The sequence below is a fragment of the Fonticella tunisiensis genome, assembly GCF_004364155.1.
GTDB classification, from domain to species: Bacteria; Bacillota; Clostridia; order Clostridiales; family Caloramatoraceae; genus Fonticella; species Fonticella tunisiensis.
The window spans coordinates 45,036-67,635 of sequence record NZ_SOAZ01000010.1; the positions used below are offsets into that span (position 1 = coordinate 45,036).

Sequence of the window (22,600 nt, forward strand, 5' to 3'; positions counted from 1 at the left end):
TTAAAGAAAAAAAACAACATAAAAATTATAAAAGAGAGAGGAAAATTATCCTCTCTCCCTTAATGAATATTCAATTATAAGATCAAGCAATCTAGCAAAGGATATTCCCGCAGCTTTGGCACTCTTTGGAAAAAGGCTGTTCTTTGTCATGCCAGGAAGTGTATTAACTTCAAGAACGTAGGGCTCCCCATCTTTCACTATCATATCTACCCTTGAATAAACGCTGCATTTTAAAAGCTCATAGCATTTTACAGCCATATTTTCAACCTTTTTATGAAGTGTTTCTTCAAGCTCAACGACGAACTCATCTGCTCCTCCATCGGTATATTTTGATGTATAGTCAAAGAAGGATGACTTCGGCTTTATCGCAAGAACAGGCAGCATCTTTCCATCGAGTATGGGGCAAGTTATTTCATCTCCCTTTATATACTGCTCTATCATAACTTCCCTGTCATACTTTAAGGCTTCGATTACAGATTCCTTTATTTTCTCTCTGCTGCTGACTATTGTTGTTGCAACACTTGAACCGCCTGAATTTGGCTTTACTACTACAGGATAGCCTAACTTTTCAATGGCATCATAATCAATTTCATCTGCATTTCTAACCATGATCCAGTCAGCTGTATTTATGCCATTCATTCTAAGTATCCTCTTTGTCATATCCTTGTCCATACATATGGCACTGGATAATATTCCACATCCAGTATATGGTATGTTCAATGTTTCAAGAACCCCCTGAACGGTTCCATCCTCTCCAAAATGTCCATGAAGTGCAATAAAAGCAAAATCTACACCCTCCGTCTTTTCCATAAGGTCCTTTTTATCATCTATCACTACAGGAACAACTGAATACTTCGTTTTATCAAGATTGTTTAATATTTCCATGCCAGTATTTAAAGAAACTTCCCTCTCTGAGGAAATTCCACCCATAATAACTCCTATTTTCATTTTAAACCCTCCATATTCTTCAATGCTTTTCCTATCATTTAAAATTCCTTTTCAACATCTTCAATCTCACCATAAAAATCCAGTCCATGTGGTGTCTTGCCTGTCATTGTCTACAAAGAAAACGTCTGTCTTTGTAAAAACCTCCCCTTTATTATAACATTCTCAATGCATTTTTCCAGCGTTTATTTTACTATCCATTCACATTCAACTCTATTCATTCCATATACTTTTTTTCGCAACGTCTTTGAAGGCCAAAACTGGCACAAGAAGCCAATTTATATTTTTAAGCAAAGATAAAACAAATAAAAAAGCCCATCACGTGTATTTTTACTTCCATATGATTATAGAATATTAAAAATCCTGAATAATACTACTTGTATATGGAACAATAATTTTAGAGGTGGTTTAATATGGAAAGAAGGAATTTTTTAAATATGATGAGTCTGACCCTCGTGGTAATAGGAGGGGTTAACTGGGGATTCGTTTCTCTGTTTGGTTTTGATCCCCTTGCCCTTCTCCTTGGAGGATATAATACTCTTCTTGCAAAACTGGTATATGGAGCAGTTGGACTTGGTGCCCTGTGGGTATTTTATGCGTATATGCTAACACCGGGCAATAATGCAAGAAAGATGGATTAATAATTTAATCATAATTTCTAACACTCAAAAATATATTTATACTGTAACCGTATATTATATAGGGGGGTTAACCTTGAAGCTATTGAATAAAATAGCGTTAATCCTTATAATCATCGGGGCTGTTAACTGGGGACTTATTGGTTTATTTAAACTTGACCTTGTTGCAGAACTGTTTGGTGGAATGAAAAGTATACTTTCAAGAATTGTTTACTCCCTTATAGGTCTTTCAGGACTCTATATCATATATGAGAGTCTAAAAAGGAAATAGAGAGAAGGAAGCTTCTCTCTTTTTTATATTTCAGCACCTGTTCAAGTCCTCAACATCCTGCATTTTCAGCCATATATTATACAAACATATTTTTACTGTAAAGGATAATTTCAAAACATAATTTTTATTTGTTGTGCGCACTATATTTTTCATCACAACAACTTTTAAAGCTAAAACTAACGAAGCAAGTAAAGTTTAATTTCTATAAATACCTATGAAGAAAATTTTAATTGAAATTTTCTTCAAAGAAGATTTCAGATTCGGTTTCCCTGCACCACCTTGTAATGATGCACATGCCCATGTTTCGGGGGCAATTTCTGCATATACATTGACTATCTTCACCACCGCATTTTCCGTTTTTAAACTCAGGACACTTTGTACAATTTTTACCTGCCATTTACCCTGCACCTCCCTGGCCATTTATCCTGCCAAATTTTATTATACCAATTTGTTGTACCGGTTCTTTTGTAAAATTTCTGCCTCTAAATATGATTAAACTGTAACAAAGGGAGGTTCAATTAACCCGCCTTTAGATGAAAATATCAACATCCACCCTGGTTGGCGATCTTAAATCCTGTTCCAAACCTTACTATATCGAATCCTTCTATAAGGAATGAAAACTCCTTATCTGCAACAAACTTTACACCGTCTAATTCGTATACTTCATCGTTTTCCCTTTGTTCATCCAGAACAACATCAAAGGTTGGCCCTCCTCATCCAAAACCTCCAAGGTCTATTCTTACAGCACTTTTGTTTCTACTTTTTAAAGCTTCCTTTATGGCATTCAAGACGTCCATCTCTACATTTACTCTCATTGTTAACCTCCAAATTAAAAATCTTTCAAATTCTACAACAGGTCATATCCGTTTGAATTCCCGTTGTAGAAATGAAAATCTATATTTATCTTTTACACTATAATCTTTTTTTAATTATATTTGCACATAAAAAATAATTATTAGATCAACCCAGCATCACATCAAATATCATCATAACTACAAACCCTATAAGAACTCCAAAGGTTGCGCTTCTTGCAGTTGCCTTTGAGTGGGTTTCGGGTATTATTTCGTCACTTATTACAAAGAGCATTGCACCTGCTGCAAAGGCCAGGGCAAATGGGAGTACTGGCCTTGCGATCCTAACGATACCAGCGCCTATAATTCCTCCAACAGGCTCTACTATGCCTGTAAGAAGGGTTATTAAAAATGCCTTCTTCTTACTTGCTCCTCCCCCTAAAAGAGGCAGCGCTACGGCAAAACCTTCAGGTATGTTTTGAAGTCCTATTCCAACGGCAATAGCAATTCCATCCTTCACACTTCCTCCTCCAAAGCTTACGCCAACTGCAAGCCCTTCCGGGAAGTTATGAATAGTTATGGCAATAATAAAAAGCATTAGCTTTGACAATCTTGAATTCCTTCCTTCATATCCGCCTATTGTATGAAAATGGGGTATGTTTTTATCAATTAAATCAATAAAAACTCCTCCAATGATTATCCCTAAAGAAACGATTATAACTGTAAAGAGCTTATTCTCTCCCATTTCAATGGCAGGCAGTATTAGACTGAAGGAGGTGGCCGCAAGCATTACTCCTGCCGCGAATCCTAAAATAGAATCAAGAAATTTTTCATCCACCTTTTTTGTAAAAAATACAGGTATAGCTCCCAATGAGGTTGACAATCCTGCAAGAAGGCTGGCTAAAGCTCCTATCCCAAATATTCCCATGTCACTCCTCCCTTCCAATTTGAACGTTTATAACTTCTGCCCCCTCAATTGCTTCCTTTATTAAGCCTTCCTTATCAAGGGCCTGTTCCGAGGCTTCAATGTCATTTAGCCTTGGTTTCGTTTTTGGATGTTTTGGAACGAAAATCGTACAGCAGTCCTCGTAGGGCAGTATGGAAATATCATATGTACCTATCTGTCTTGATATATCCATTATATCAACCTTATCCATTCCCGCAAGGGGCCTGAATACGGGCATCGATATGCCGCTGTTTGTAACATACATGCTTTCAAGTGTCTGACTTGCAACCTGGCCGAGGCTTTCTCCCGTGATGATAGAAAGAGCGCCCTCATTTATGGCAATCTGCTCCGCTATCTTCATCATAAACCTTCTCATTATAATTGTAAGTTCATCTTCCCTGCATTTTTCGATTATCTCCATCTGGATCTTTGTAAATGGAATAACGTACAACTTCATAGAACCTGTATATTCAGCAAGCTTTCCTGCAAGATCTATCACCTTCTCCTTTGCCCTCTCACTGGTATACGGGTGGCTGTGGTAGTATACCGAAATTATTTCAAGGCCTCTTTTAGCCATCATATAACCTGCAACGGGGCTGTCTATTCCACCTGAGAGAAGTAAAACTCCCTTTCCAGACGTTCTATAAGGCATACCTGCCACACCTTTATATTCCTTTGAATATACATATGCCATATCCCTTATCTCAACGTTTACAACTACATCTGGATTATGAACATCAACTCTGATATCAGGAATATTCCTTAAAATAATTCCTCCAATTTTTCTTGAAAGTTCCATGGAATTTAAAGGAAAGTTTTTATCTGCTCTTTTACTTTCAACCTTAAAGGTCTTAATTCCTTCAATTTCTTTTAACTGCTCTACCGCAGCTGCTCCTATTTTATCTATATCCTTTTCAACCACATCGGCAGGAGCAACTGAAAGTACTCCAAAGACCTTTGTAACCTTATCGATTAATTCATGGGAACAGTCGCCTATAAAAAGCCTTCCAGATCCTTTTTGTACAGTGTATTCCTTTCCGATTCTTTCCCTGATGTTTTTAACAAGGGCATCTTCAAAATTTTTTCTATTTAACCCTTTAAGTGTAATTTCACTTGAAAATTTTATAAGCAATTTTTTCATTTCTTTAACCTCCTTAAAAAGGATAAACTTTTCTTAAGTGCCTCTATGGTATAGTCTACCTCATCAACAGTATTAATATATGAAAAGCTAAATCGTATTGCCCCCTCCACATGGCACTCCTTAAGTCCTATGGATGGAAGGACATAGTTTTTTTCAGAAACCTTTTTAGATGAACAGGCTGAACCCGTTGACACAAATATATTATAATCCTCAAGAGCATGCAACAGCACCTCTCCCCTTACTCCCTCAAAGGAAACGTTCAATATGTTTCCAATATGGTTATCATCATAGGGGCTGTTTATAACAATATTATCTATTTCCTTCAATCTCTCTATAAAGTGTTTTTTTATGCCTTTTACATGTTCTATCTTTTCGTTTAAATTCGACGATATTATTTCAGCTGCAACGCCAAAGCCTGAAATTCCTGGAAGGTTTTCCGTTCCTGACCTTACCTCCCACTCCTGTCCTCCTCCAAGTATAAGTGGCTCAAGTTTTATTCCCTTTCTAACGTAAAGCGCCCCAACTCCCTTTGGTCCGTGTATTTTATGGGCACTTAAAGACATAAGGTCCACATCCAGTTTTTTAATATCTATTGGAATCTTTCCCGCGGCCTGCACTGCATCTATATGCACTTTAACTCTTTTATTTTTTTTCCTAACTATTTCTACTATTTTATCTACAGGTTGAATTGAACCTATTTCATTGTTAACGTACATTATGGTAACAAGCTTTGTGTTATCTTTGATGGAGTTTTCAAGCTCTTCCAGCTTTATTATTCCTCTGCTGTCAACGCTTAAATATGTAACTTCATAACCGCTTTTCTCAAGTTTTTGCAGAACCCTTAATACGCTGGGGTGTTCAATCTTTGATGTTATTATGTGACACCCTGGCGTTATAACCCCTTTTATTGCTGTATTGTTTGCCTCACTACCACCTGATGTAAATATTATTTCCTGTGGTAATGCCCCTATCAGCCTTGCTACCTTTTCCCTTGCCTGCTTCATTTTCTTTTCTGCCCCCAGTCCCAGCCTGTGGGCAGACGAAGGATTCCCAAAATAGTTTTCCATGCAGTCAGATACTTCCTTTACAACTTCCCTATGTGGTCTTGTTGTTGCACTATTATCAAAATATACTAATTTCATTTGATACCCTCCTGAAAGTAACTTAACAAAAATTTATTTTAGCATAAAATACTATACATTTTGCAATAGTTTATATTATTTTTTATAAATTTATTTTTTACTTTGAAGTGATGAAATAATCAATAATCAACTCACATGTCATAGGAAATTTGTTTATTTGAGAAGGAGAAGATTTACAAAAGTTCTTGTTTTTCAAATCTCAGGCATTTGAACTTCCTTGGGAGGTTGCAGTGAATATAATGTTTTTAAAGCGGTGTTATGTAAATTCGATTTATAGCGTACACATAACAATAAAAAAACTTACCACAGGGCTGATATCCCCTGAAGGTAAGTCATAATATAACTTTTATAAATTCAGTTCTTCAATACTTTCAATTGTGCAATTCTTCTGTTCATCGTAAGAAAGGTATATTAAATATTTTTTATTCGAAAAAACATAGGGAAGCAAGTCCTTATCGATTTTATTTAACCTTTCCTCATCTAACCTATCTATATCTACCCATACAAGCTTTCCCTCATTGCTCTCCTTTACCTCTCCGGTAAACTTATCACATATAAATATATACAATATCCAGTTATAATTATCAGGCCCTATTTCAGTCGTTACCACCTTAAGTTCCGGCTCTTTAATATCAATCCCCGTTTCCTCATACATTTCCCTTTTGATACAGCTTAAAATGTCCTCATTATTTTCCTTTTTTCCGCCGGGTGCAACCAGGTACCCTGAAAACGGCTCCTTTACTCTATCGAGCATGAGTGTTTTGCCATATTTAACAATGTAACATATGGCAGCAACCTTCTGAATGCTGCTTCTTCTAATAGTTTCTATCAATCTATCCAAGCCACTTCCCCCCTTTAATATTCTACACGAAACTTAAAAATACTTTTCATTTTAATCAAATAGCTATTTTATTGCTCCACTTGCCGCACCTGTCCCCAAAGCAGCCTACTGTCTCTTTATTATCCTCAATCCTCACAACTTCACATCGGTTAGAACATCCTTCGCATTCAAAGCTTTTTGAAACAAAGTTATTTTCTGCTATTACAAGACCTTTAAAATTAGTACTTCCTTTTTTGACCGCTGCATCCCTTGCTATTATAGCAGCTCCTATTGCTCCCATCATATTATAATGCCTGGGTACGAAAATCTCATGTCCTATAGCGCTTTCAAAGGCAGTTCGCATTCCCCTGTTTGCTGCAACGCCGCCCTGGAAAAATATTTTTGGCTCTATATCCTTTCCTTTTGCAACGTTATTTAAGTAGTTTCTAACAAGGGCCTCGCAGAGCCCTCCTATTATATCCTCCTGATTGTATCCAAGCTGCTGCTTATGAATCATATCCGATTCAGCAAAAACTGCACACCTTCCTGCAATCCTTACAGGATTTTTAGATTTTAAAGCATACTCCCCAAAATCTTCAATTCCTATACCAAGCCTTTCAGCCTGTCTGTCAAGAAAGGACCCTGTTCCTGCGGCACATACCGTATTCATTGCAAAGTCGCTTACTACCCCATCTTTGAGTATAATTATTTTTGAATCTTGTCCCCCTATTTCTATTATTGTCCTTACATCCTTATCTATCTCAAGGGCTGCAACAGCATGGGCCGTTATTTCATTCTTTACAGCGTCAGCACCTATAAGTGCTGATGCAATCTGCCTTCCACTTCCTGTTGTCCCCGCTGCCCCTATCTCTATTTCTCCATATTTATCCTTAAGCATCTTAAGCCCTTCCTGCACTGCCGCAATCGGTTTGCCTCTGGTCCTTAAATAAAGTCCCTCAACTACATTCATGCTTTCATCCAGCAAAACTACATCGGTGCTCACTGAGCCAACATCAACACCCAGATAATACATTTTTTCTTCTCCTTTCAAGTAAATCTATAAATGCCTCAATTCTGGTAACATACCCTGCTTCACCAGTCATCTCATCAACAACAAGGGGTCATAATTGGTTTGTATGAAATTCTGTTCAGCCTCCTGATTAGTTCATCAAAGCCTATATCCGATGGTGCATCCACTACAACAAAGTCTACATGATATCCTAGTTTTTTCAATATATTTATTTGAAATTCACAGTATTCTCCAAATCTACATGGACCACAGCTTCCAGTGATGATTACCGTATCCGCTCCTTGCTGTATACTATGTATGTAATTTCCAATCATAATTTTAAACGGAAGGCATATTTCTTCAGGAGAATAGAGGGAACCTATTTCAATCGCATCTCTGTTATTCAGGGAAGGGATTACATAATCTACCCTAAACCCTCAAAAAGAGCTTTTGCGGCAATGTATACACTGCCAAGATGAGGAATAGCAACTACCAAGCTAACATCTCCTTTCAAGCATATCGGTAAAGGCTTCTATTCTCGTGTCAAAACCCGCCTCTCCAGTATGTTCATCAATTTTCAGCACCAGCAGAGGAATATCAGGTATATTTTGTTTAATTAGTTCTGTAATTACTGAGTCTATTCCACATGCAAAGGAAGATATATATATTATTCCATTTACCTTTTTGTTTCTTGCCATATGGGAAGCAAATCCATAGGAATTCCTTGCAAATGTCCAGAAAGGCCTTTTAAAAAGTCTGGCAACTTCCTCATCAATAAATCTGTCGTCTATGTTTTCCTCGGTAATAACCCCTACTCCAAGATTATTCAATTTTTTAACCAGGTTCATATTGACATAGTTGTCATATATGTTATATGGATGGCCGACAAGAGCTATATTTATCTTAAATCCTTCATCTTTTATGCCGTGTTTATATTCTCTCTGCCTGTTTATGGCCAACTCAAATGCTTTTTCGATTCTTCTCCTACTTGATGTTATCGCTCTTCCAACTTCCTCTGCCCACTCATAAAGCCTTTTAGGCGAATCTGCATATATCGGGGTTCTTGTTACTAAAGGTAAATCGGGTATACTGTTTATTACCATCTCTGGAAGGCCACAAAACTTTGGACAGATAAATTCTCTCTTCCTTATCCTCATAATTCTGGGAATCAAAATTAAGTCACATTTGCCCCTAAGATTCACTACATGACCATGAAAAATTTTAACAGGAAGGCATGCTTCATCTACACAGTATTTTACTCCATCGTCAAGTATATTCTTGCTTGTATCCATTGAGTGCAGTGTTTCAGCACCAAGTTCGTTAAAAAAAGTTTCAAAAAAAGGATTATATTTATAATAAAGCAGCCCTTTGGGAATACCTACAATCATGGCAACCTCCGTAATGAAAATTTTCCATTAATATATTCTGACCAAATAACAATATTAATATACATAAACGAATCGGTTTAACTTTTATCCTGATTCTTTTATTTATATTAAAATTAACTTGTTATGCTGATTTTGGCTTTAAAGGACGCAATAACCTTACATCCTTTAAAAATTTTTAAAAAGCCATATTATTTTGGAACATTTCATGGTCATCAAGTATATATTAATATTGATCGAGTCATAAAGAGGTGAAATCATGCCCCTTTCAGCAAGGGAACTTTTGGCAAGGCTCATTCGCTGTGAAGCTGAGGGAGAAGGCGAAGCAGGCATGAAAGCAGTAGCCACCGTAGTAATGAATAGAGTTCATATAGGATATGGTGAATATGCAAGGGTAGGTCAAGGGAACCTGCGCCGAGTAATTCTTCAGCCAAGACAGTTTACCTGTGCAATGACTACAGTTTATGGCCAGCCAAATCCTCAAAACATTTTTAATATTCCAGCAGAACCTTTACACTATCAAATTGCTGACTGGGCTCTTATTGGAAACAAGCTCCCGGGAATAGAACTTGCTTTATGGTATTACAACCCCTTTGGCCCAATCTGCAGAACCTATTTCCCACCAAGCAGAACTGGAATTTATGTAACCAGGATAAGGGAGCATTGTTTCTATAATCCAACTTCTTTATATGCTAAAACATGATTTTAGGAGGTTATTTATGTCAAAGAAGAACCAGTATGACAATGAGCCAGTTTTTGAACAGCCTACTTCCGGCTACTATTTCCCCCCAATGTTCAGATGTCCCCCTGAAGATGAAAGAAATATAGAAGATATGGATATGCAGCCTCCAACACCAGGACCTATGCCTGACATGGCTCCAGAAGGTGCTGCTCCCTTCATGATGCCGGGTATGCTTGGAACTGACACAGGACCTATGGATGGCCCAATAGCAGAGGAACCTTATCCGATAGAACCTCCACTTACAAACATTGCTTATCTCCAGGCTTATTTAAGAACTCAAATAGGTAAGAGAGTAAGAATTGAATTTCTCATAGGCACAAACACTTTAACAGATAGATCCGGTACATTAACAGATGTCGGCATCAGCTACGTCATCCTCAGGGACCCATCAGGAGCAAGGGTCGTATGTGACCTATACTCAATTAAATTTGTTAATATTTTTGATTAATATTAACAAAAGACTGCATTATGCAGTCTTTTTAATATCCCTTTTTAAAATCAATTACGTTTTTAAGCTCTTCGTTGTTTATGTATCTTCTCATATTCTCATAAATTATTTCAAACCTTCTATCGTTTCTTTTTTCAGAAATCCATGAGTTATGAGGTGTTATAATAACGTTATCCATATCCCACAGTGGGCTGTCACTACATAGGGGTTCCTGTTCAAAAACGTCAAGGGCAGCTCCACCTATTTTTCCACTTTTTAAATTATTAATTAATTCAATCTCATCTACAATGGCACCTCTTGAAACATTTATTAAAAAGGAGCCCCTCTTCATTGCCTTAAATCTATCTTTATTTATAAGCCTGTGTGTCTTTGAAGTATACGGGATTGTAACAACTACGATATCGCATCTTCCCAAAACTTCATCTATTTTTTCTAAACTAAAGCACTCATCCAAGTCTCCAACAGTTCTTCCACTGGTGTTTATCCCTAAAAGCCTAACATCAAAACCTTTAAGCCGCTTTGCCGATTCTAAAGCTATATTACCTGTCCCTATAAATCCTACTGTCTTTCCATAAAGTTCTAATAAAGATGTATTAACCTTCCATATCTTTGTCTGCTGATTTCTATAAAAACTATAGCTTTGTTTTAGAAGCTCCAGAATTTTTAATACAACCCATTCACCAATTGGAATGCCGTATCCTCCTCTGTTATTGGTAAGTATTATTCCCTGCTTTTTAATGTATTCAATGGGAACTTGATCTATTCCAACGCTTGACAGTTGTATCCATTTCAAATTTCTCATTTTTTGAATATCCAGAGTCTTAAATGGATTATAGCATACCATAATCTCTGCATCCCCTATTTCATCGCTGTATGTCAATCCATCCTCTTTTACCACCAAAATATCATACCCCAAACTTCTAAGTCTATCCATTTTCTCCTTACCATAATCATATGTAAAAAGAGCCTTCATTCCCATATCCCCTTTCTTATTTTTAATCATAATAATTGTATGTCATCTTTATCTATTATATATTAATGGAATTCCTCTTTGGAGGAAGGGGACCATAATATTGATAGTAATAGCACAATATTCTTCCGTTGTAGAGCTTTCTATTTTTGTCCGCCTTTCTTCCAAAAAGTTTTTGAAAGTCCGGATGAGCTGTAAGAATAAAATATGACCAGCTTTCAAGCTTTGAGAAAACCCTCCCCATCTCTTTATAAAGCTTTTCTATCTCCTTTATTTCACCAAGCCTTTCGCCATAGGGAGGGTTGCATATTATACATCCATATTTCTTTTTAGAGCTAAACTCCTCCACGGAAAGCTTTTGAAAGGCTATGTACTCTTCAACCCCGGCCTTTAGAGCATTTTTTCTCGCAGTTTTAAGTATCCTTCCATCTATATCTGATGCCAGTATTCTAAATTTTTCCTTATTTATTCTGTTCCTTGCATCCCTTCTAATATCCTCCCACACCTCCTTGGGAATTTGAGGCCAATGCTCAGACACAAAGCTTCTATTGAGCCCAGGCGCAATATTTTTTCCTATAAGTGCAGCTTCTATTGCTATGGTTCCTGAACCGCAGAATGGGTCTGCCAGTATCCTGGATGGGTCCCAGCGGCTTAGAAGAACCAAAGCTGCTGCCAGAGTCTCCTTAAGGGGAGCCTCCCCTGCAAGTTCCCTGTAGCCCCTTTTATGAAGACCTGGTCCTGATGTATCTATTGTAAGAGTAGCAATATCCTTTAGAAGTGCAACCTCTATTTTATAGACAGGACCATCCTCCGGAAACCAGTCGACATTGTATTTTCTTTTCATAGATTCTACTATAGCCTTTTTTACTATAGCCTGACAGTCGGATACACTGAAGAGTGTAGATTTGACGGACTTCCCAACAACATGCATTTTCCCATTTTGAGGTATTATTTCACCCCAATTTATCTTAAGTGTATTCTGAAAAAGCTCTTCAAAGGTTTCCGCCCTGAATTCATCTATTTTTATCAACACCCTGTCGGCTGTCCTTAGCCATATATTGCACAAAGCTATATCCATCTCATTCCCGGTGAAAGTTATTTTTCCATTTTCAACCTTTAAATTATCATACCCAAGGTTCCTCAGCTCCTGGGCTACAATAGATTCAAGTCCAAAGGTGGACGTTGCAATAAGAGTATAGTCCATATCCATTCTCCATTCTTAATCTTATTTTCTCTTTATTTTTTCCAGCATTTCCATTATATAATCCTATAATGAAGTTGGCAAATATACTTTACATATCTCACAACAGCACTTTGATTTAACCTGTTTGCTGCCTCAGCCATTTATTTTTAAAACGTTTTAATTAAGTTTATTTCTATAGATTAATTTTCTAAAAAGTATTAAAATATCTTTGGAGGTGATTTTATGGCAGAGGCTTTATTAGACTATTTTATATTTAATGGCAGAATTTATAGCGTAAATGAATTCAACGAAAAATATATCGATAAGCATCCTTCCATTTATGAAGTAATAAGAATCATTGAAGGAATTCCCCTTTTCCTTGAGGAACATTATGACAGACTTACAAATTCAGCTAAACTGCTGGGATATGATCTCAATATATCATTTGAAAACATAAAAAATAACATCGTTAAGGCAATCCTGTTAAATAAGGTTGATAATTATAACATTAAAATAGTTATTAACAATCTTGGTTTTGAAAGCCCTGACGAATATTTCTATTTTATAAAGAGCAGTTATCCTGATAAGGAAATGTATAAAAAAGGTGTAAACACAATACTCTATAAAGCCGTAAGAGAAAATCCAAATGCCAAGGTAATTAACCAGCGCTTAAGGGACGAAGTAAACAGGGTTTTAAATGAAACAGGATGCTATGAAGCTCTTCTCGTTAACCATGAAGGATTCATAACTGAGGGAAGCCGTTCAAACGTCTTTTTTATAAAGGGAAGCAGTATTTTGACTGCACCTGAAAAGGATGTGCTCTCAGGCATCACAAGACAAAGAATAATTAACCTATGCAGAAAAAATGGTATAGAAGTTGTAGAAGCTCCTATAGCCTCAGACTCGATTAAGGATTTTCAGGCAGCTTTCATAAGCGGCACCTCGCCAAAGGTACTGCCCATTTCGAAAATTGACAATTTTACTTTGGATACACGCAATAATCTGCTTTTAAACATTATGCATATATATGATTTTGAAATTGAAAACTACATAAATGCTCACAAATAAAAATGGCCCCTCTTTTTGAAAACTTTCATCAGAGGGGCATCTTTTTTACTTTGTTCTCCAGAGACCGTGAAGGTTACAGTATTCCCTAGCATATTGTATTTCTTCGTTATCCTGTAATTTAAAGAAAGCTTCCGGCTTTTCACCGGGTTTAAGATGCTGCCTGTATATCCTGCTTCCCGCATGAAGCTCAATCCATTCGATGTAATGAGTGTCCTGCATCGGATGCTCAACGCTCCCAACCTTAACTAAAACTCCACCATCAACCCTTTCAATAACTGGTACATGCTTTTCAGTTGCTGCATCAGTTGAATTTTCATCAAGCACTGCCATGGGTTTTTCACAGCAAATTAAAGTTGCATCCCCTCCGTGTAGCACTTCAACTATCACTCCGCATCCTTCACATTTGTAAACCTGCTTTACTTCAATCATTCATAAATCCTCCTCGCATTTTAAATATAAGTTACTCTTTCTATAATATTTGTCATTTTCATAAATAAATTCATATTTAAACCATATTTAAAGTTTACCAGCTCGATTTCTTTAAACTCGGTATTTCTCCCTTATACACAAGTTCTCTAAAACATATTCTGCAAACTCCGAATTTACTAAGTACAGCATGGGGCCTTCCGCTCTATGAAATAAATTCCATTATTTTAAATCTTCTTTACTTCCCCTTTCGAAGTCTACGAAATTACAATATGTACTTAAAGTCATGTTTTCCATAAAAAACTATTGATTCCATTTTTAAAGATGTATTATATTCTTATAAAAGAAATAATTCGAGGTGTGAATTAATATGTATCAAAAAATTTTTTACAATTTAATTCGTTGTGCTACTCTGAAAAGTCCATTGGAATGAAAGCAGAAAGTTTCTACAGGCCGACGCTGCGATAAAAAATATATTTCATTCACCAGTACGCTTAGCAATGAAGTTCTAAGGCTCGGGATTTGAAAAATCAAGAACTTTCGTTAAACTCGCCTTGCTCAAACAAACGAAAGTTCTAGGATTTTTCTGCATCCCTTCGCCAAGAACTTCCAGTTGCCCGCTTTATGTGAATTTCATATATTTTTTATCTCCGCTTTAGTTCTTGAACTGGAACAACGGATTAATTTACTTTCATTAAATAATTTCTAAGCTTAATTCAAATGAAGGGACTATTTTCTTTAATCTACTTGATAAAATGCTGTCATCCATAACTAATCCCGAAGACTTATTTAAGGAGTGATATAATGAATATACTTTACCTTGAAAAAGTTAGCTATCAAAGGGAAAATAAAACAATACTTAAAAACGTAAATTTGACTGTAAATGAAAGTGACTTTATAATCGTTACAGGGCCCTCTGGGAGTGGAAAAAGTACATTGCTTAAACTCTTAAACAATCTTATATCCCCAACAAAAGGAAGAATAGTATACAGGGGTAAAAGCATGGAAGAATATAACCCTGTAGAACTTCGTCAAAACATAAGCCTGTGCTTCCAGACACCATATTTATTCGGAAGGACAGTTTTTGAAAACATGGTTTTCCCCTTTAACATTCGCAGAAAAAATATTGATAAATCTATGATTCATAGTTTACTTAAAAACCTTGACTTAAAAGAAGAAATCCTCCACAAAGATATTAAAAACCTGTCGGGTGGTGAAAAGCAGAGAGTTTCTCTGGCAAGAACACTTCTTTTTAAGCCTGATATACTTCTTCTGGATGAAATAACTTCAGCACTTGATGAGGAAAACACATTAAAAGTCGAAAATATTATTACCAAATTAAATAATGAGGGCGTTACAATTATATGGGTTACCCATAACAAGGAACAGGCAGAAAGGCTCGGAACAAGAAGAATTCATATAGCAGGCGGAACCGTAAGTGAGGTGAAAGCATGAAAATTACATCCCTTATGTTGGCATCATCCCTTGTGATGGTTTCAATAATATTTTCATATTCTCAAAAGCTCAAACTTGAAAAGGATATAATAGTTGGCGTCCTAAGGGCAATAATACAGCTTATTGTCGTAGGATACATATTAAACTGGATTTTTGGGATTAAAAGCCCCATATTTACAACTATGCTCATTCTTGTGATGCTGTTCAATGCATCCTTAAATTCAGCAAAACGTGGCAGAAACATTGAGGGCACGCTCTGGATTTCCTATGTTGCAATTGGAGCAGGAACCTTTATAACCATTTTAATTCTCGTTCTTGCAGGTACTATAAGCTATTCAGCATATCAGATAATACCTGTAAGCGGCATGGTAATAAGCAATGCAATGGTAGCCATAGGATTATGCTACAGACAGCTTACATCTGATTTTAAAAATAAATATATGGAAGTAGAAACCAAGCTGGCTCTCGGTGCTGATATTCTTCCTTCTTCCATTGAGATAATAAGGGACAGCATTCGAACAGGAATGCAGCCAACCATAGACTCCATGAAAACCCTTGGTGTTGTGGCACTGCCAGGTATGATGACAGGACTGATACTGGCAGGTACAAGTCCTGTAGAAGCTATAAAATACCAGATAATGGTAACTTTTATGTTGCTGTCCTGTACTTCCATAGCATCCTTCTTAGCTTGCTATTTGAGCTATTCCAGATTCTTTAACAATAGAAAGCAGCTTATAAAGTAAAAAATTCCTGTGAAACACAGGAATTTTTTACTCTTGATCAAGCCCCATCAGAACCTTGTCAAAAACATCAATATCGCATCTTGCTCCAGTCCAGTGATTACAGGTCTCACAGCTTCTACCCAAATTAACCATAGCCCCGGATGTAAGACTTTCCCTCGGATCATAATCATGGCAGCTCGTTCCAACTAACTTTAGTTGTTCTCTACTTGCATAATTTTCTCCCATAACAATCCTTCCTTTCTATCACATTTATTTTTTGTTAAAGCTAAAATTTTATACAGGGCTTTTCGTTTAACTTGTTTATAAACCTAACGCTTTATTAAAATCCTGCTCATATAAGTTTTCCCGAAAAGGTACGTTTTTTATGCCTTTTATTTTTAACTGGCAAAGATTATAAAAAAATAAAAGCTGCTGCGTTTTAAAGCAACTTTTATTTTAATTTTATTTTTTATTATTATCCACTAATTATTTTATTAAGCTTGTCAGGATAATTTGTAATTATTCCGTCAATCCCAAGCTCAATGAAATATCTCATGTAGCTAACGTCATTAACAGTATAAGTATTAATAAGTATACCTTCTTTTTTTATTCTTTTTACAATATCCCTGTTTAATGTATAAAAATGGGGATGAAGTGCATCCGCCCCAACCATTTTTGCATACTGTTCAGGCTTATAAAGGCCTTCTGAGTACAATATCCCCGTTTTAATCTCGCCGGATATTTTCTTACATTTCACCAGAGAATAATGATTAAAGCTTGACAATATAACCCTATTCTCCATATTATGCTCATATATTGTTTCTATCAATTTTTGCTCTATGTTTTCATATTGTATTACTCCAGATTTTATTTCAAAATTAATAATTATATCCTTATCCTTTGCAAACAAAAGCAGTTCTTCAACTGTTGGAATTTTAGCACCTTTAAATTCACCGGAAAACCATGATCCTGCATCAAGCTTTGAAAGATCGATATAATTATAATCCTTTACAAACCCGATGCCATTGGTTGTTCTGTTAACCATTTCATCGTGTATTAATACTAAAACACCATCTCTGGTCATATGAACATCCGTTTCAATACCGGTGCATCCCATCTCAACTGCCTTTTCAAAGGCCATCATCGTATTCTCAGGATAATAACCGCTTGCACCCCTATGGGCGTAATTCACCACCATACAACCATCTCCATTAGCTTTTTTCTATGAAAAATATATTCTCCAAAAGTTGCTAAAATCCTTCAAAAACACTTCCATTCACTTTCACTTTTTTCATTCAAAAGCATATATTTATATTGTACCTATTTCAGGGAGGGTTTAATTTTGTATTGTTATGTCCATATTACCAATTTACTTTGTGTTTTCAATGAATTAATCCTATGGACAGAAATCTCAAAGGAACATCCTGTATTTGTTAAAACCGTAGCTCAGCTAACAAATAAAAACCTTTCAAAAAACATACTTGATAAGCTCGACGAAATCAATATAATCTTTTCAAGCCTCCAAAACAAATCCATGGAACTTAAAAAACGGATAACATATAGTATAAAAATTCACTGCAGCTATGTTGTCAAAACTGGAGATCTTATTGAGGAATTTTTAGCATATGACAAACGGAGCCTGTCAGTTTTACAAGAGGTTAAAGAATATGGCAAGGAGGATATGGTGTGGCAGACTCTTCTTCAGCACATAGGTGAAGAGCAAACTTTTATGTATAAACTTTTCACTGATCTTTTGAAACAGTTTAGATAAAGAATAACGGCCTTATTTTAACGGCCGTTATTCTTTACATTTTCAAAATCATTATTTCCCCTGGCTCAAACTCAGCGATTAAATCCCCATCTCTGTTAAGAGAGAAGGCTTCCGCTGCATTTAAATTCCGGTGTGAATATAGAATTTCAATCCTTTCTCCTACTTTTATGCCTCTTTCGTTAAAGGGCAAAAGGTCAACTGTAATAGTGTGATTATTATCAAAGTCAGTATTGGCTATAACTAAAATGATGCTTCCCCCTTCATTCTCCTCGCCTTTTATATCGAATGCGGTGCCAATACCCCATTTATCTTTAAAAGCAACAGGAATATATCTATTTTTATCGGTAATGGCATTTAAAAATCTTTTTCTTACAGCTGTAACCTTCTCAAGGATATTCAACATCTCATCTTTGTTTTCACCGATCCAGTGAAGTGCATACCTGTCAAAAAAGGCAAGCTTTCCATATAACGGATCATCAGGTGAAAGAACAAATCTTGATTCGGAGGTTGCGTCAAGCCCTATATTCATTGGCTGTATTTCATAGATTTCAAACCCTGAACTAATAAAAGGAACGCCATTTGGAAGAAAGTTATTCAACACTGCAGCCAGTCTTGATAGCCTAATTCCTCCCTTTCTTGAAGCTGCTCTTGGAGAATCTGGGGTTTCTGCACAGGCGAATATCGGTACCTTGAGGTCTACCATTTGTTTTAATGTATTGTGGAATTCTCCTTCACTTATCCTCGGCTCTGACCACCATAAGTTTCCTATTATCATATTGTACCCGCTTTCTTTTGCCTTTTCTGCACCATCATTTTCCAGCACTTCTGCAATGAAGCAAAAATCCCTATCTATTTCTCTGGGTCTATTTAATATCATCTTCTCCAGATCGCCTGGAAGAGCATGCCCCATATCTATTCTGGCACCATCTATTCCAAACCTTCTCTGATAATTTGGAATTATATCGGCAATGAGGTTCCAGAGCTCTTCATTTATAACTCTTCCCTGAAACTTGTTGGCTTTGATTATGTCAAATAATATATAAGGTGCCTGTCCTTCTTCAACATATCTCTGCGATTCAACAGGATAATCCATATAAAGTTTCAGAAATGTAACGTCGCTCCATGGCGGCTGAGGGTCATTTATGCAGTCTGAAAATGCAGTGGCTGTAGTTATACCCATTTCCTCCTGTATTAAATTGAAAAAATCGAGGGATTTGTCCTCCTTGCAGCGTCTTCTTATGTCGTTCCATTTTTCAGGATTTAGCTTATCTGGCGACTGACAGAACCTCTCAAGATGCTTTTTAACCTCAAGCGAATCATAAATAATTGACAAATTCTCATTTGTGGGCTTGCTAATGGATGAGATTTCACCAACCCTCGGTGGAGCATAATGTTCAGCTTCTTCAATTTTTATCCAGTAAAACCAGTCTGGATGATCAAGTATCAGGTCGCTGTCCCTTGCAGAGGTACGAGGTATAATATCTATTATAACCCTCATCCCCATTATGTGGCATGCTTCCACGAAGGCTCCGAATTCATCATCTATGCTGAAGTCCTCCCCAAGCATGGGATCCTTTAGACTAGGATCCAGTTCAAAGAAATTTTTTACTGCATAAGGAGAACCCATCTCCCCTTTTCTGAATTTCATGCTGCTCTTTGAAACAGGAAGCATATAAATTACATTTATACCTATTTTTTTTAACATGGGAATTAGTGCAATCGTTTTCATGAAGGTTCCAGTATCCCTCATTCCATATCCATTTATAAGCTCCAGTTCACCGCTCTCATCATGATCCCAGGACGTTGACGTTCTAATTTGAAGTCCATATATTGAGCTTTGAGCTATCCAGTCTCCTCCTAAATACCCCTCTTTTTTGTTTTCCACACCCATTATACTTGATAATGATATGCTGTAATCCATATTTTCATCATAGCTAGATAGTATTGCTTTGTTTATGCATTCAAAATAGAATCTATAGGGGTTAACCCTTATTGTACCATTTGAAGAAAACTTTACTTCTTTTCCGTTATATCCAAAGGTGTTCCATATCTTAGGCACTGCATATTTAATATTTTCCCCTTCAGGAATTCTTTCTCCAAGCCTTTTTGCCAGCCTTAAAAGCCTGCTTCGATTCGTATCAGTCATTTCTTTCCCTCCTTACATAAACACTTGGAAGATAATTTGTTTATTACGTTTCAAATATTTCATAATTGTTTAATTATAATATAAATTCTACCAGATGTCACTAATCTCCTGCATTTTATCTGCAATAATATTGATATGAGAATTATCAGCAATATATTAGTTCCTTTTATCCGTAAAAAGCTATTGAAACAATCTATTTGCTAAAATTTATATTTTATTATATTATGGAGTTATAAGATACGTTAGTTGTTATTTGTTGATAATTATTATTTTTAAATAATTAATGAAGGGTGATGGTTACTATGGAAAATATTAAACTTAAGGAAGGTTCAAAGGCCCCTGATTTCACTCTTCCTGGTTCCGACGACAGGGAACACAGGTTAAGCGATTATTTAGGAAAGAAAGTTTTACTTTATTTTTACCCCAAGGATAACACCCCTGGGTGAATTAATGAGGCAGTTTCCTTCCGTGACAATATGAAGGAGTTAGAAAAATTAAATGCAGTCGTTCTTGGTGTTAGCCGCGATTCTATAATCTCCCACAAAAAATTTATTGAAAAATATGAAATTCCCTTTGTACTTCTATCCGATACTGAAGAAGTAGTATGCAGTCTGTACGGGGTACTCAAAGAAAAGAATATGTATGGTAGGAAGGTTATGGGAATCGAAAGAAGTACATTCATAATAAATGAAGAGGGATACATTGAAAAGATCTTTAGAAAAGTAAGAGTTGATGGACATATTGAAAGCATATTTGACGCTCTAAAGTCCAACAATAAATAATCCTGCAAGGAACAAATGCCCACTAAAGCTTAAGGACATTTGTTCCTTGGTTTTATTATAAAATTTGTGTTGCTGATGCTGCTTTGACTTCTAAAATAGGCCTATTCCAAGTAAATTTATTAATACAAATTTTAAAAATTTTAATTGTACAGGCTCTGCAGCAGGGGGGACAATATACCCATTATTCCTCCCAAAAGTGCACCAAGCCACGTGATTGCACTCAATTCCCTGCTTGCAACATCAAGTATGATTTTTTCTGCAAAGGCAACATCAAAGCTGTTTATTCTTTTTTCAACTATTGATGAAATGTCAATTAACTCTACAACTTGATGTGCATTGCTTCTAACAAGCCCTTCATAAACATCTTCGAAGTATTTTATTATAACATCCATCGAAGAAATGTCTACTACCTCCATAATTAAATACAGTGGTTTATTTATCAGGTTCTCAATTATCGTATTATGCACAAAACTATATACAACTTTTTCGAATTTTTCAGAACCGACCACATCCATTATAAACTTGCCGGCATTATCCATAAATACATTTCTAAAGCCGCCCTGTGTCGATATTATTTTGTTTTCAATTAAATCAAACACTGCATTAGTATTTTCGGGATTTCTTAAATAATCTGCCATCATTTCAGCAATCTCAGCCGAACCATTCCTTCCAGCATCGGAAGATATGCCTGATAATATTTCCGATACGCTTTTTGACATAATCCTATCAATGAAGTTAATAATTATAAAAACAATGTTACTCTGATTTTGAGGATTATCCATATATCTTTCAATTGCATCTATAACCTTTCTTCCTATAACCTCAGGGCTTATAAACATTGTAACAAGTTTACCCAGGTTATCTTCAACAACTTTAAACACAGCAGATTTAATCCTATCCCTGACATTCTCATTCTCAAGTGAATCCTTGATAAACTTTGCTATCTCTTCGCTGTTGTTGTATAAGTATATTTTTAAAGAATCAACCCATGTTTTGGGTACTACTTCGACTAATGGCCTGGTATCATTTTTAAATTCACTAAATTTTTTTTGAAGGAAAATACCTATTTCATCTTTAAAATCTGCAGAGTTCAGTAGATTATAAATAACTTGCTGAATTTTTTTCTTTAATAAGTTATACAGCTTTATTTCATGAATATTTTCACTTCCTTCAAATACCTCTCTATCCAGAATATCAAGGGCAACCTCCTTGAGCTCCTCCCTGCGTAACTGCTCAATGATGATCTTTGCAAGGGTTTTCTCAATCTTTACCTGCAAAGTATCAGCTATGTCGACATTTACTTTGTTAAGCCACTGCCCTAAAGTGATCCTGCTTTCCTTCACTCTCAGAATCCTGTCTTTTAACCATGATCCTACATGCTTTTTTACCTTATCACTACATAGTGCTTCAACAAGCATATCTGAAGTTAAAAGGTGTGTACCTATGGTATCCCCTATGCTTTTTGCTATTCTATCCCTCTCCTTTGGAATTAGCCCTGGAGTAAATGGGATCTTTATTCCAAAAAACCTTTTTTCATAGTGGGGCCTAAACAGCATTTTAATTGCAAGCCAATTAGTTATGTAGCCTATTACAGCGCCAACAATAATCGGTATCACATACTTCATTTACTTCACCTCTTACGATTAAATTTTCTCCACTAAATTATACTGGCCAGTCAGCTTTTTACAATGCAAAATTTATGTCTTACATCTTATGGTTAGTACTATTACCTAATTTTACTTATTTCTGCCGAGCAATTGGAAGTTCTTCCACTACATCCTTGCACAACCGTGTTAGTG

24 protein-coding genes and 2 pseudogenes are annotated in these 22,600 nt (G+C 36.1%); 9 read left to right on the top strand and 17 right to left on the bottom strand.

All coding sequences use genetic code 11. The annotated features are described in order from the left end of the window. Positions 1-45: 45 nt before the first annotated feature. Positions 46-948, bottom strand: coding sequence for a D-alanine--D-alanine ligase (locus EDD71_RS07410; RefSeq protein WP_133628113.1), 903 nt, complete (start codon positions 946-948; stop codon positions 46-48). A gap of 410 nt (positions 949-1,358) precedes the next feature. Between EDD71_RS07410 and EDD71_RS07415 the strand changes: the two genes are divergently transcribed. After that, positions 1,359-1,586 (top strand): DUF378 domain-containing protein, encoded by a 228-nt coding sequence (locus EDD71_RS07415; RefSeq protein ID WP_133628114.1) that lies wholly within the window; start codon positions 1,359-1,361, stop codon positions 1,584-1,586. A 73-nt stretch (positions 1,587-1,659) separates the two neighbouring features. Next, positions 1,660-1,854: a DUF378 domain-containing protein gene (locus tag EDD71_RS15520; RefSeq protein ID WP_243116421.1), complete on the top strand. Its 195-nt coding sequence runs from the start codon at positions 1,660-1,662 to the stop codon at positions 1,852-1,854. A gap of 195 nt (positions 1,855-2,049) precedes the next feature. Here EDD71_RS15520 and EDD71_RS15275 read toward each other — a convergent pair whose 3' ends face one another. The 8 genes and pseudogenes from EDD71_RS15275 to EDD71_RS07455 all read right to left on the bottom strand — a co-directional run bounded on the left by EDD71_RS15275 (position 2,050) and on the right by EDD71_RS07455 (position 9,091). Continuing rightward, a complete protein-coding gene (locus tag EDD71_RS15275) occupies positions 2,050-2,274 on the bottom strand; it encodes a hypothetical protein (RefSeq protein WP_166636382.1) in 225 nt (74 codons plus the stop codon). Positions 2,275-2,814: 540 nt separating this feature from the next. Continuing rightward, positions 2,815-3,573: a ZIP family metal transporter gene (locus EDD71_RS07425; protein WP_133628115.1), complete on the bottom strand. Its 759-nt coding sequence runs from the start codon at positions 3,571-3,573 to the stop codon at positions 2,815-2,817. 1 nt (position 3,574) lies between these two features. Further along, the gene (thiI, locus tag EDD71_RS07430) at positions 3,575-4,732 is read right to left on the bottom strand and encodes a tRNA uracil 4-sulfurtransferase ThiI (RefSeq protein WP_133628116.1); all 1,158 of its coding nucleotides are present in this window, start codon (positions 4,730-4,732) and stop codon (positions 3,575-3,577) included. After that, entirely contained in the window at positions 4,729-5,874 is a 1,146-nt protein-coding gene (locus tag EDD71_RS07435; protein ID WP_133628117.1) for a cysteine desulfurase family protein, read from the bottom strand. The genes thiI and EDD71_RS07435 overlap by 4 nt, the downstream gene beginning before the upstream one ends. Positions 5,875-6,220: 346 nt before the next feature. Then, positions 6,221-6,715, bottom strand: a complete 495-nt coding sequence (locus EDD71_RS07440; RefSeq protein ID WP_133628118.1) for an NUDIX domain-containing protein — start codon at positions 6,713-6,715, stop codon at positions 6,221-6,223. A gap of 55 nt (positions 6,716-6,770) precedes the next feature. Beyond that, entirely contained in the window at positions 6,771-7,727 is a 957-nt protein-coding gene (locus EDD71_RS07445) for an acyl-CoA dehydratase activase (protein WP_133628119.1), read from the bottom strand. Positions 7,728-7,831: 104 nt separating this feature from the next. Next, a pseudogene (locus EDD71_RS15725) lies at positions 7,832-8,199 on the bottom strand (2-hydroxyglutaryl-CoA dehydratase); the annotation flags it as partial. 1 nt (position 8,200) lies between these two features. Continuing rightward, a complete protein-coding gene (locus EDD71_RS07455; RefSeq protein ID WP_133628120.1) occupies positions 8,201-9,091 on the bottom strand; it encodes an acyl-CoA dehydratase activase-related protein in 891 nt (296 codons plus the stop codon). A gap of 256 nt (positions 9,092-9,347) precedes the next feature. Between EDD71_RS07455 and EDD71_RS07460 the strand changes: the two genes are divergently transcribed. Together EDD71_RS07460 and EDD71_RS07465 are read left to right on the top strand one after the other, a co-directional pair. Continuing rightward, entirely contained in the window at positions 9,348-9,791 is a 444-nt protein-coding gene (locus tag EDD71_RS07460) for a cell wall hydrolase (protein WP_133628121.1), read from the top strand. Positions 9,792-9,807: 16 nt separating this feature from the next. Next, positions 9,808-10,278 carry a hypothetical protein gene (locus EDD71_RS07465; protein WP_133628122.1) on the top strand — a complete coding sequence of 157 codons (471 nt, stop codon included), beginning with the start codon at positions 9,808-9,810 and terminating at the stop codon, positions 10,276-10,278. 31 nt (positions 10,279-10,309) lie between these two features. On the opposite strand, the gene EDD71_RS07470 is transcribed toward EDD71_RS07465, so the two are convergent. Both EDD71_RS07470 and EDD71_RS07475 read right to left on the bottom strand, forming a co-directional pair. Continuing rightward, positions 10,310-11,257, bottom strand: a complete 948-nt coding sequence (locus EDD71_RS07470) for a phosphoglycerate dehydrogenase (RefSeq protein WP_133628173.1) — start codon at positions 11,255-11,257, stop codon at positions 10,310-10,312. 49 nt (positions 11,258-11,306) lie between these two features. Beyond that, entirely contained in the window at positions 11,307-12,452 is a 1,146-nt protein-coding gene (locus tag EDD71_RS07475; RefSeq protein WP_133628123.1) for a THUMP domain-containing class I SAM-dependent RNA methyltransferase, read from the bottom strand. 222 nt (positions 12,453-12,674) lie between these two features. Here EDD71_RS07475 and EDD71_RS07480 point away from each other — a divergent pair, with 222 nt between their 5' ends. Next, positions 12,675-13,499, top strand: a complete 825-nt coding sequence (locus EDD71_RS07480) for an aminotransferase class IV (RefSeq protein ID WP_133628124.1) — start codon at positions 12,675-12,677, stop codon at positions 13,497-13,499. A 45-nt stretch (positions 13,500-13,544) separates the two neighbouring features. Here the strand turns inward: EDD71_RS07480 and EDD71_RS07485 are convergent, their stop codons facing one another. Together EDD71_RS07485 and EDD71_RS07490 are read right to left on the bottom strand one after the other, a co-directional pair. Beyond that, positions 13,545-13,928 carry a desulfoferrodoxin gene (locus EDD71_RS07485; RefSeq protein WP_133628125.1) on the bottom strand — a complete coding sequence of 128 codons (384 nt, stop codon included), beginning with the start codon at positions 13,926-13,928 and terminating at the stop codon, positions 13,545-13,547. A 94-nt stretch (positions 13,929-14,022) separates the two neighbouring features. Beyond that, positions 14,023-14,127 (bottom strand): annotated as a pseudogene (locus EDD71_RS07490) (type Z 30S ribosomal protein S14); the annotation flags it as partial. A 602-nt stretch (positions 14,128-14,729) separates the two neighbouring features. Between EDD71_RS07490 and EDD71_RS07495 the strand changes: the two are divergent. Together EDD71_RS07495 and EDD71_RS07500 are read left to right on the top strand one after the other, a co-directional pair. Then, entirely contained in the window at positions 14,730-15,380 is a 651-nt protein-coding gene (locus EDD71_RS07495; protein ID WP_133628126.1) for an ABC transporter ATP-binding protein, read from the top strand. Then, positions 15,377-16,123, top strand: coding sequence for an ABC transporter permease (locus tag EDD71_RS07500; RefSeq protein WP_133628127.1), 747 nt, complete (start codon positions 15,377-15,379; stop codon positions 16,121-16,123). Before EDD71_RS07495 ends, EDD71_RS07500 begins: the two co-directional genes overlap by 4 nt. Positions 16,124-16,150: 27 nt before the next feature. Here the strand turns inward: EDD71_RS07500 and EDD71_RS07505 are convergent, their stop codons facing one another. Further along, the gene (locus EDD71_RS07505; protein WP_133628128.1) at positions 16,151-16,348 is read right to left on the bottom strand and encodes a hypothetical protein; all 198 of its coding nucleotides are present in this window, start codon (positions 16,346-16,348) and stop codon (positions 16,151-16,153) included. 229 nt (positions 16,349-16,577) lie between these two features. After that, positions 16,578-17,300 carry a glycerophosphodiester phosphodiesterase gene (locus tag EDD71_RS07510; protein WP_133628129.1) on the bottom strand — a complete coding sequence of 241 codons (723 nt, stop codon included), beginning with the start codon at positions 17,298-17,300 and terminating at the stop codon, positions 16,578-16,580. Positions 17,301-17,444: 144 nt separating this feature from the next. On the opposite strand from EDD71_RS07510, the gene EDD71_RS07515 reads away from it, so the two are divergent. Further along, positions 17,445-17,873 (top strand): DUF2935 domain-containing protein, encoded by a 429-nt coding sequence (locus EDD71_RS07515; RefSeq protein WP_166636388.1) that lies wholly within the window; start codon positions 17,445-17,447, stop codon positions 17,871-17,873. Between the two features lie 34 nt (positions 17,874-17,907). On the opposite strand, the gene EDD71_RS07520 is transcribed toward EDD71_RS07515, so the two are convergent. After that, entirely contained in the window at positions 17,908-20,019 is a 2,112-nt protein-coding gene (locus EDD71_RS07520) for an alpha-amylase family protein (RefSeq protein ID WP_133628131.1), read from the bottom strand. A gap of 302 nt (positions 20,020-20,321) precedes the next feature. Between EDD71_RS07520 and bcp the strand changes: the two genes are divergently transcribed. Next, positions 20,322-20,801, top strand: coding sequence for a thioredoxin-dependent thiol peroxidase (bcp, locus tag EDD71_RS07525; RefSeq protein WP_133628132.1), 480 nt, complete (start codon positions 20,322-20,324; stop codon positions 20,799-20,801). Positions 20,802-20,941: 140 nt separating this feature from the next. On the opposite strand, the gene EDD71_RS07530 is transcribed toward bcp, so the two are convergent. Then, on the bottom strand, positions 20,942-22,426 hold the full coding sequence (locus EDD71_RS07530) for a DUF445 family protein (RefSeq protein ID WP_133628133.1): 1,485 nt from the start codon (positions 22,424-22,426) through the stop codon (positions 20,942-20,944). Positions 22,427-22,600: the final 174 nt, after the last annotated feature.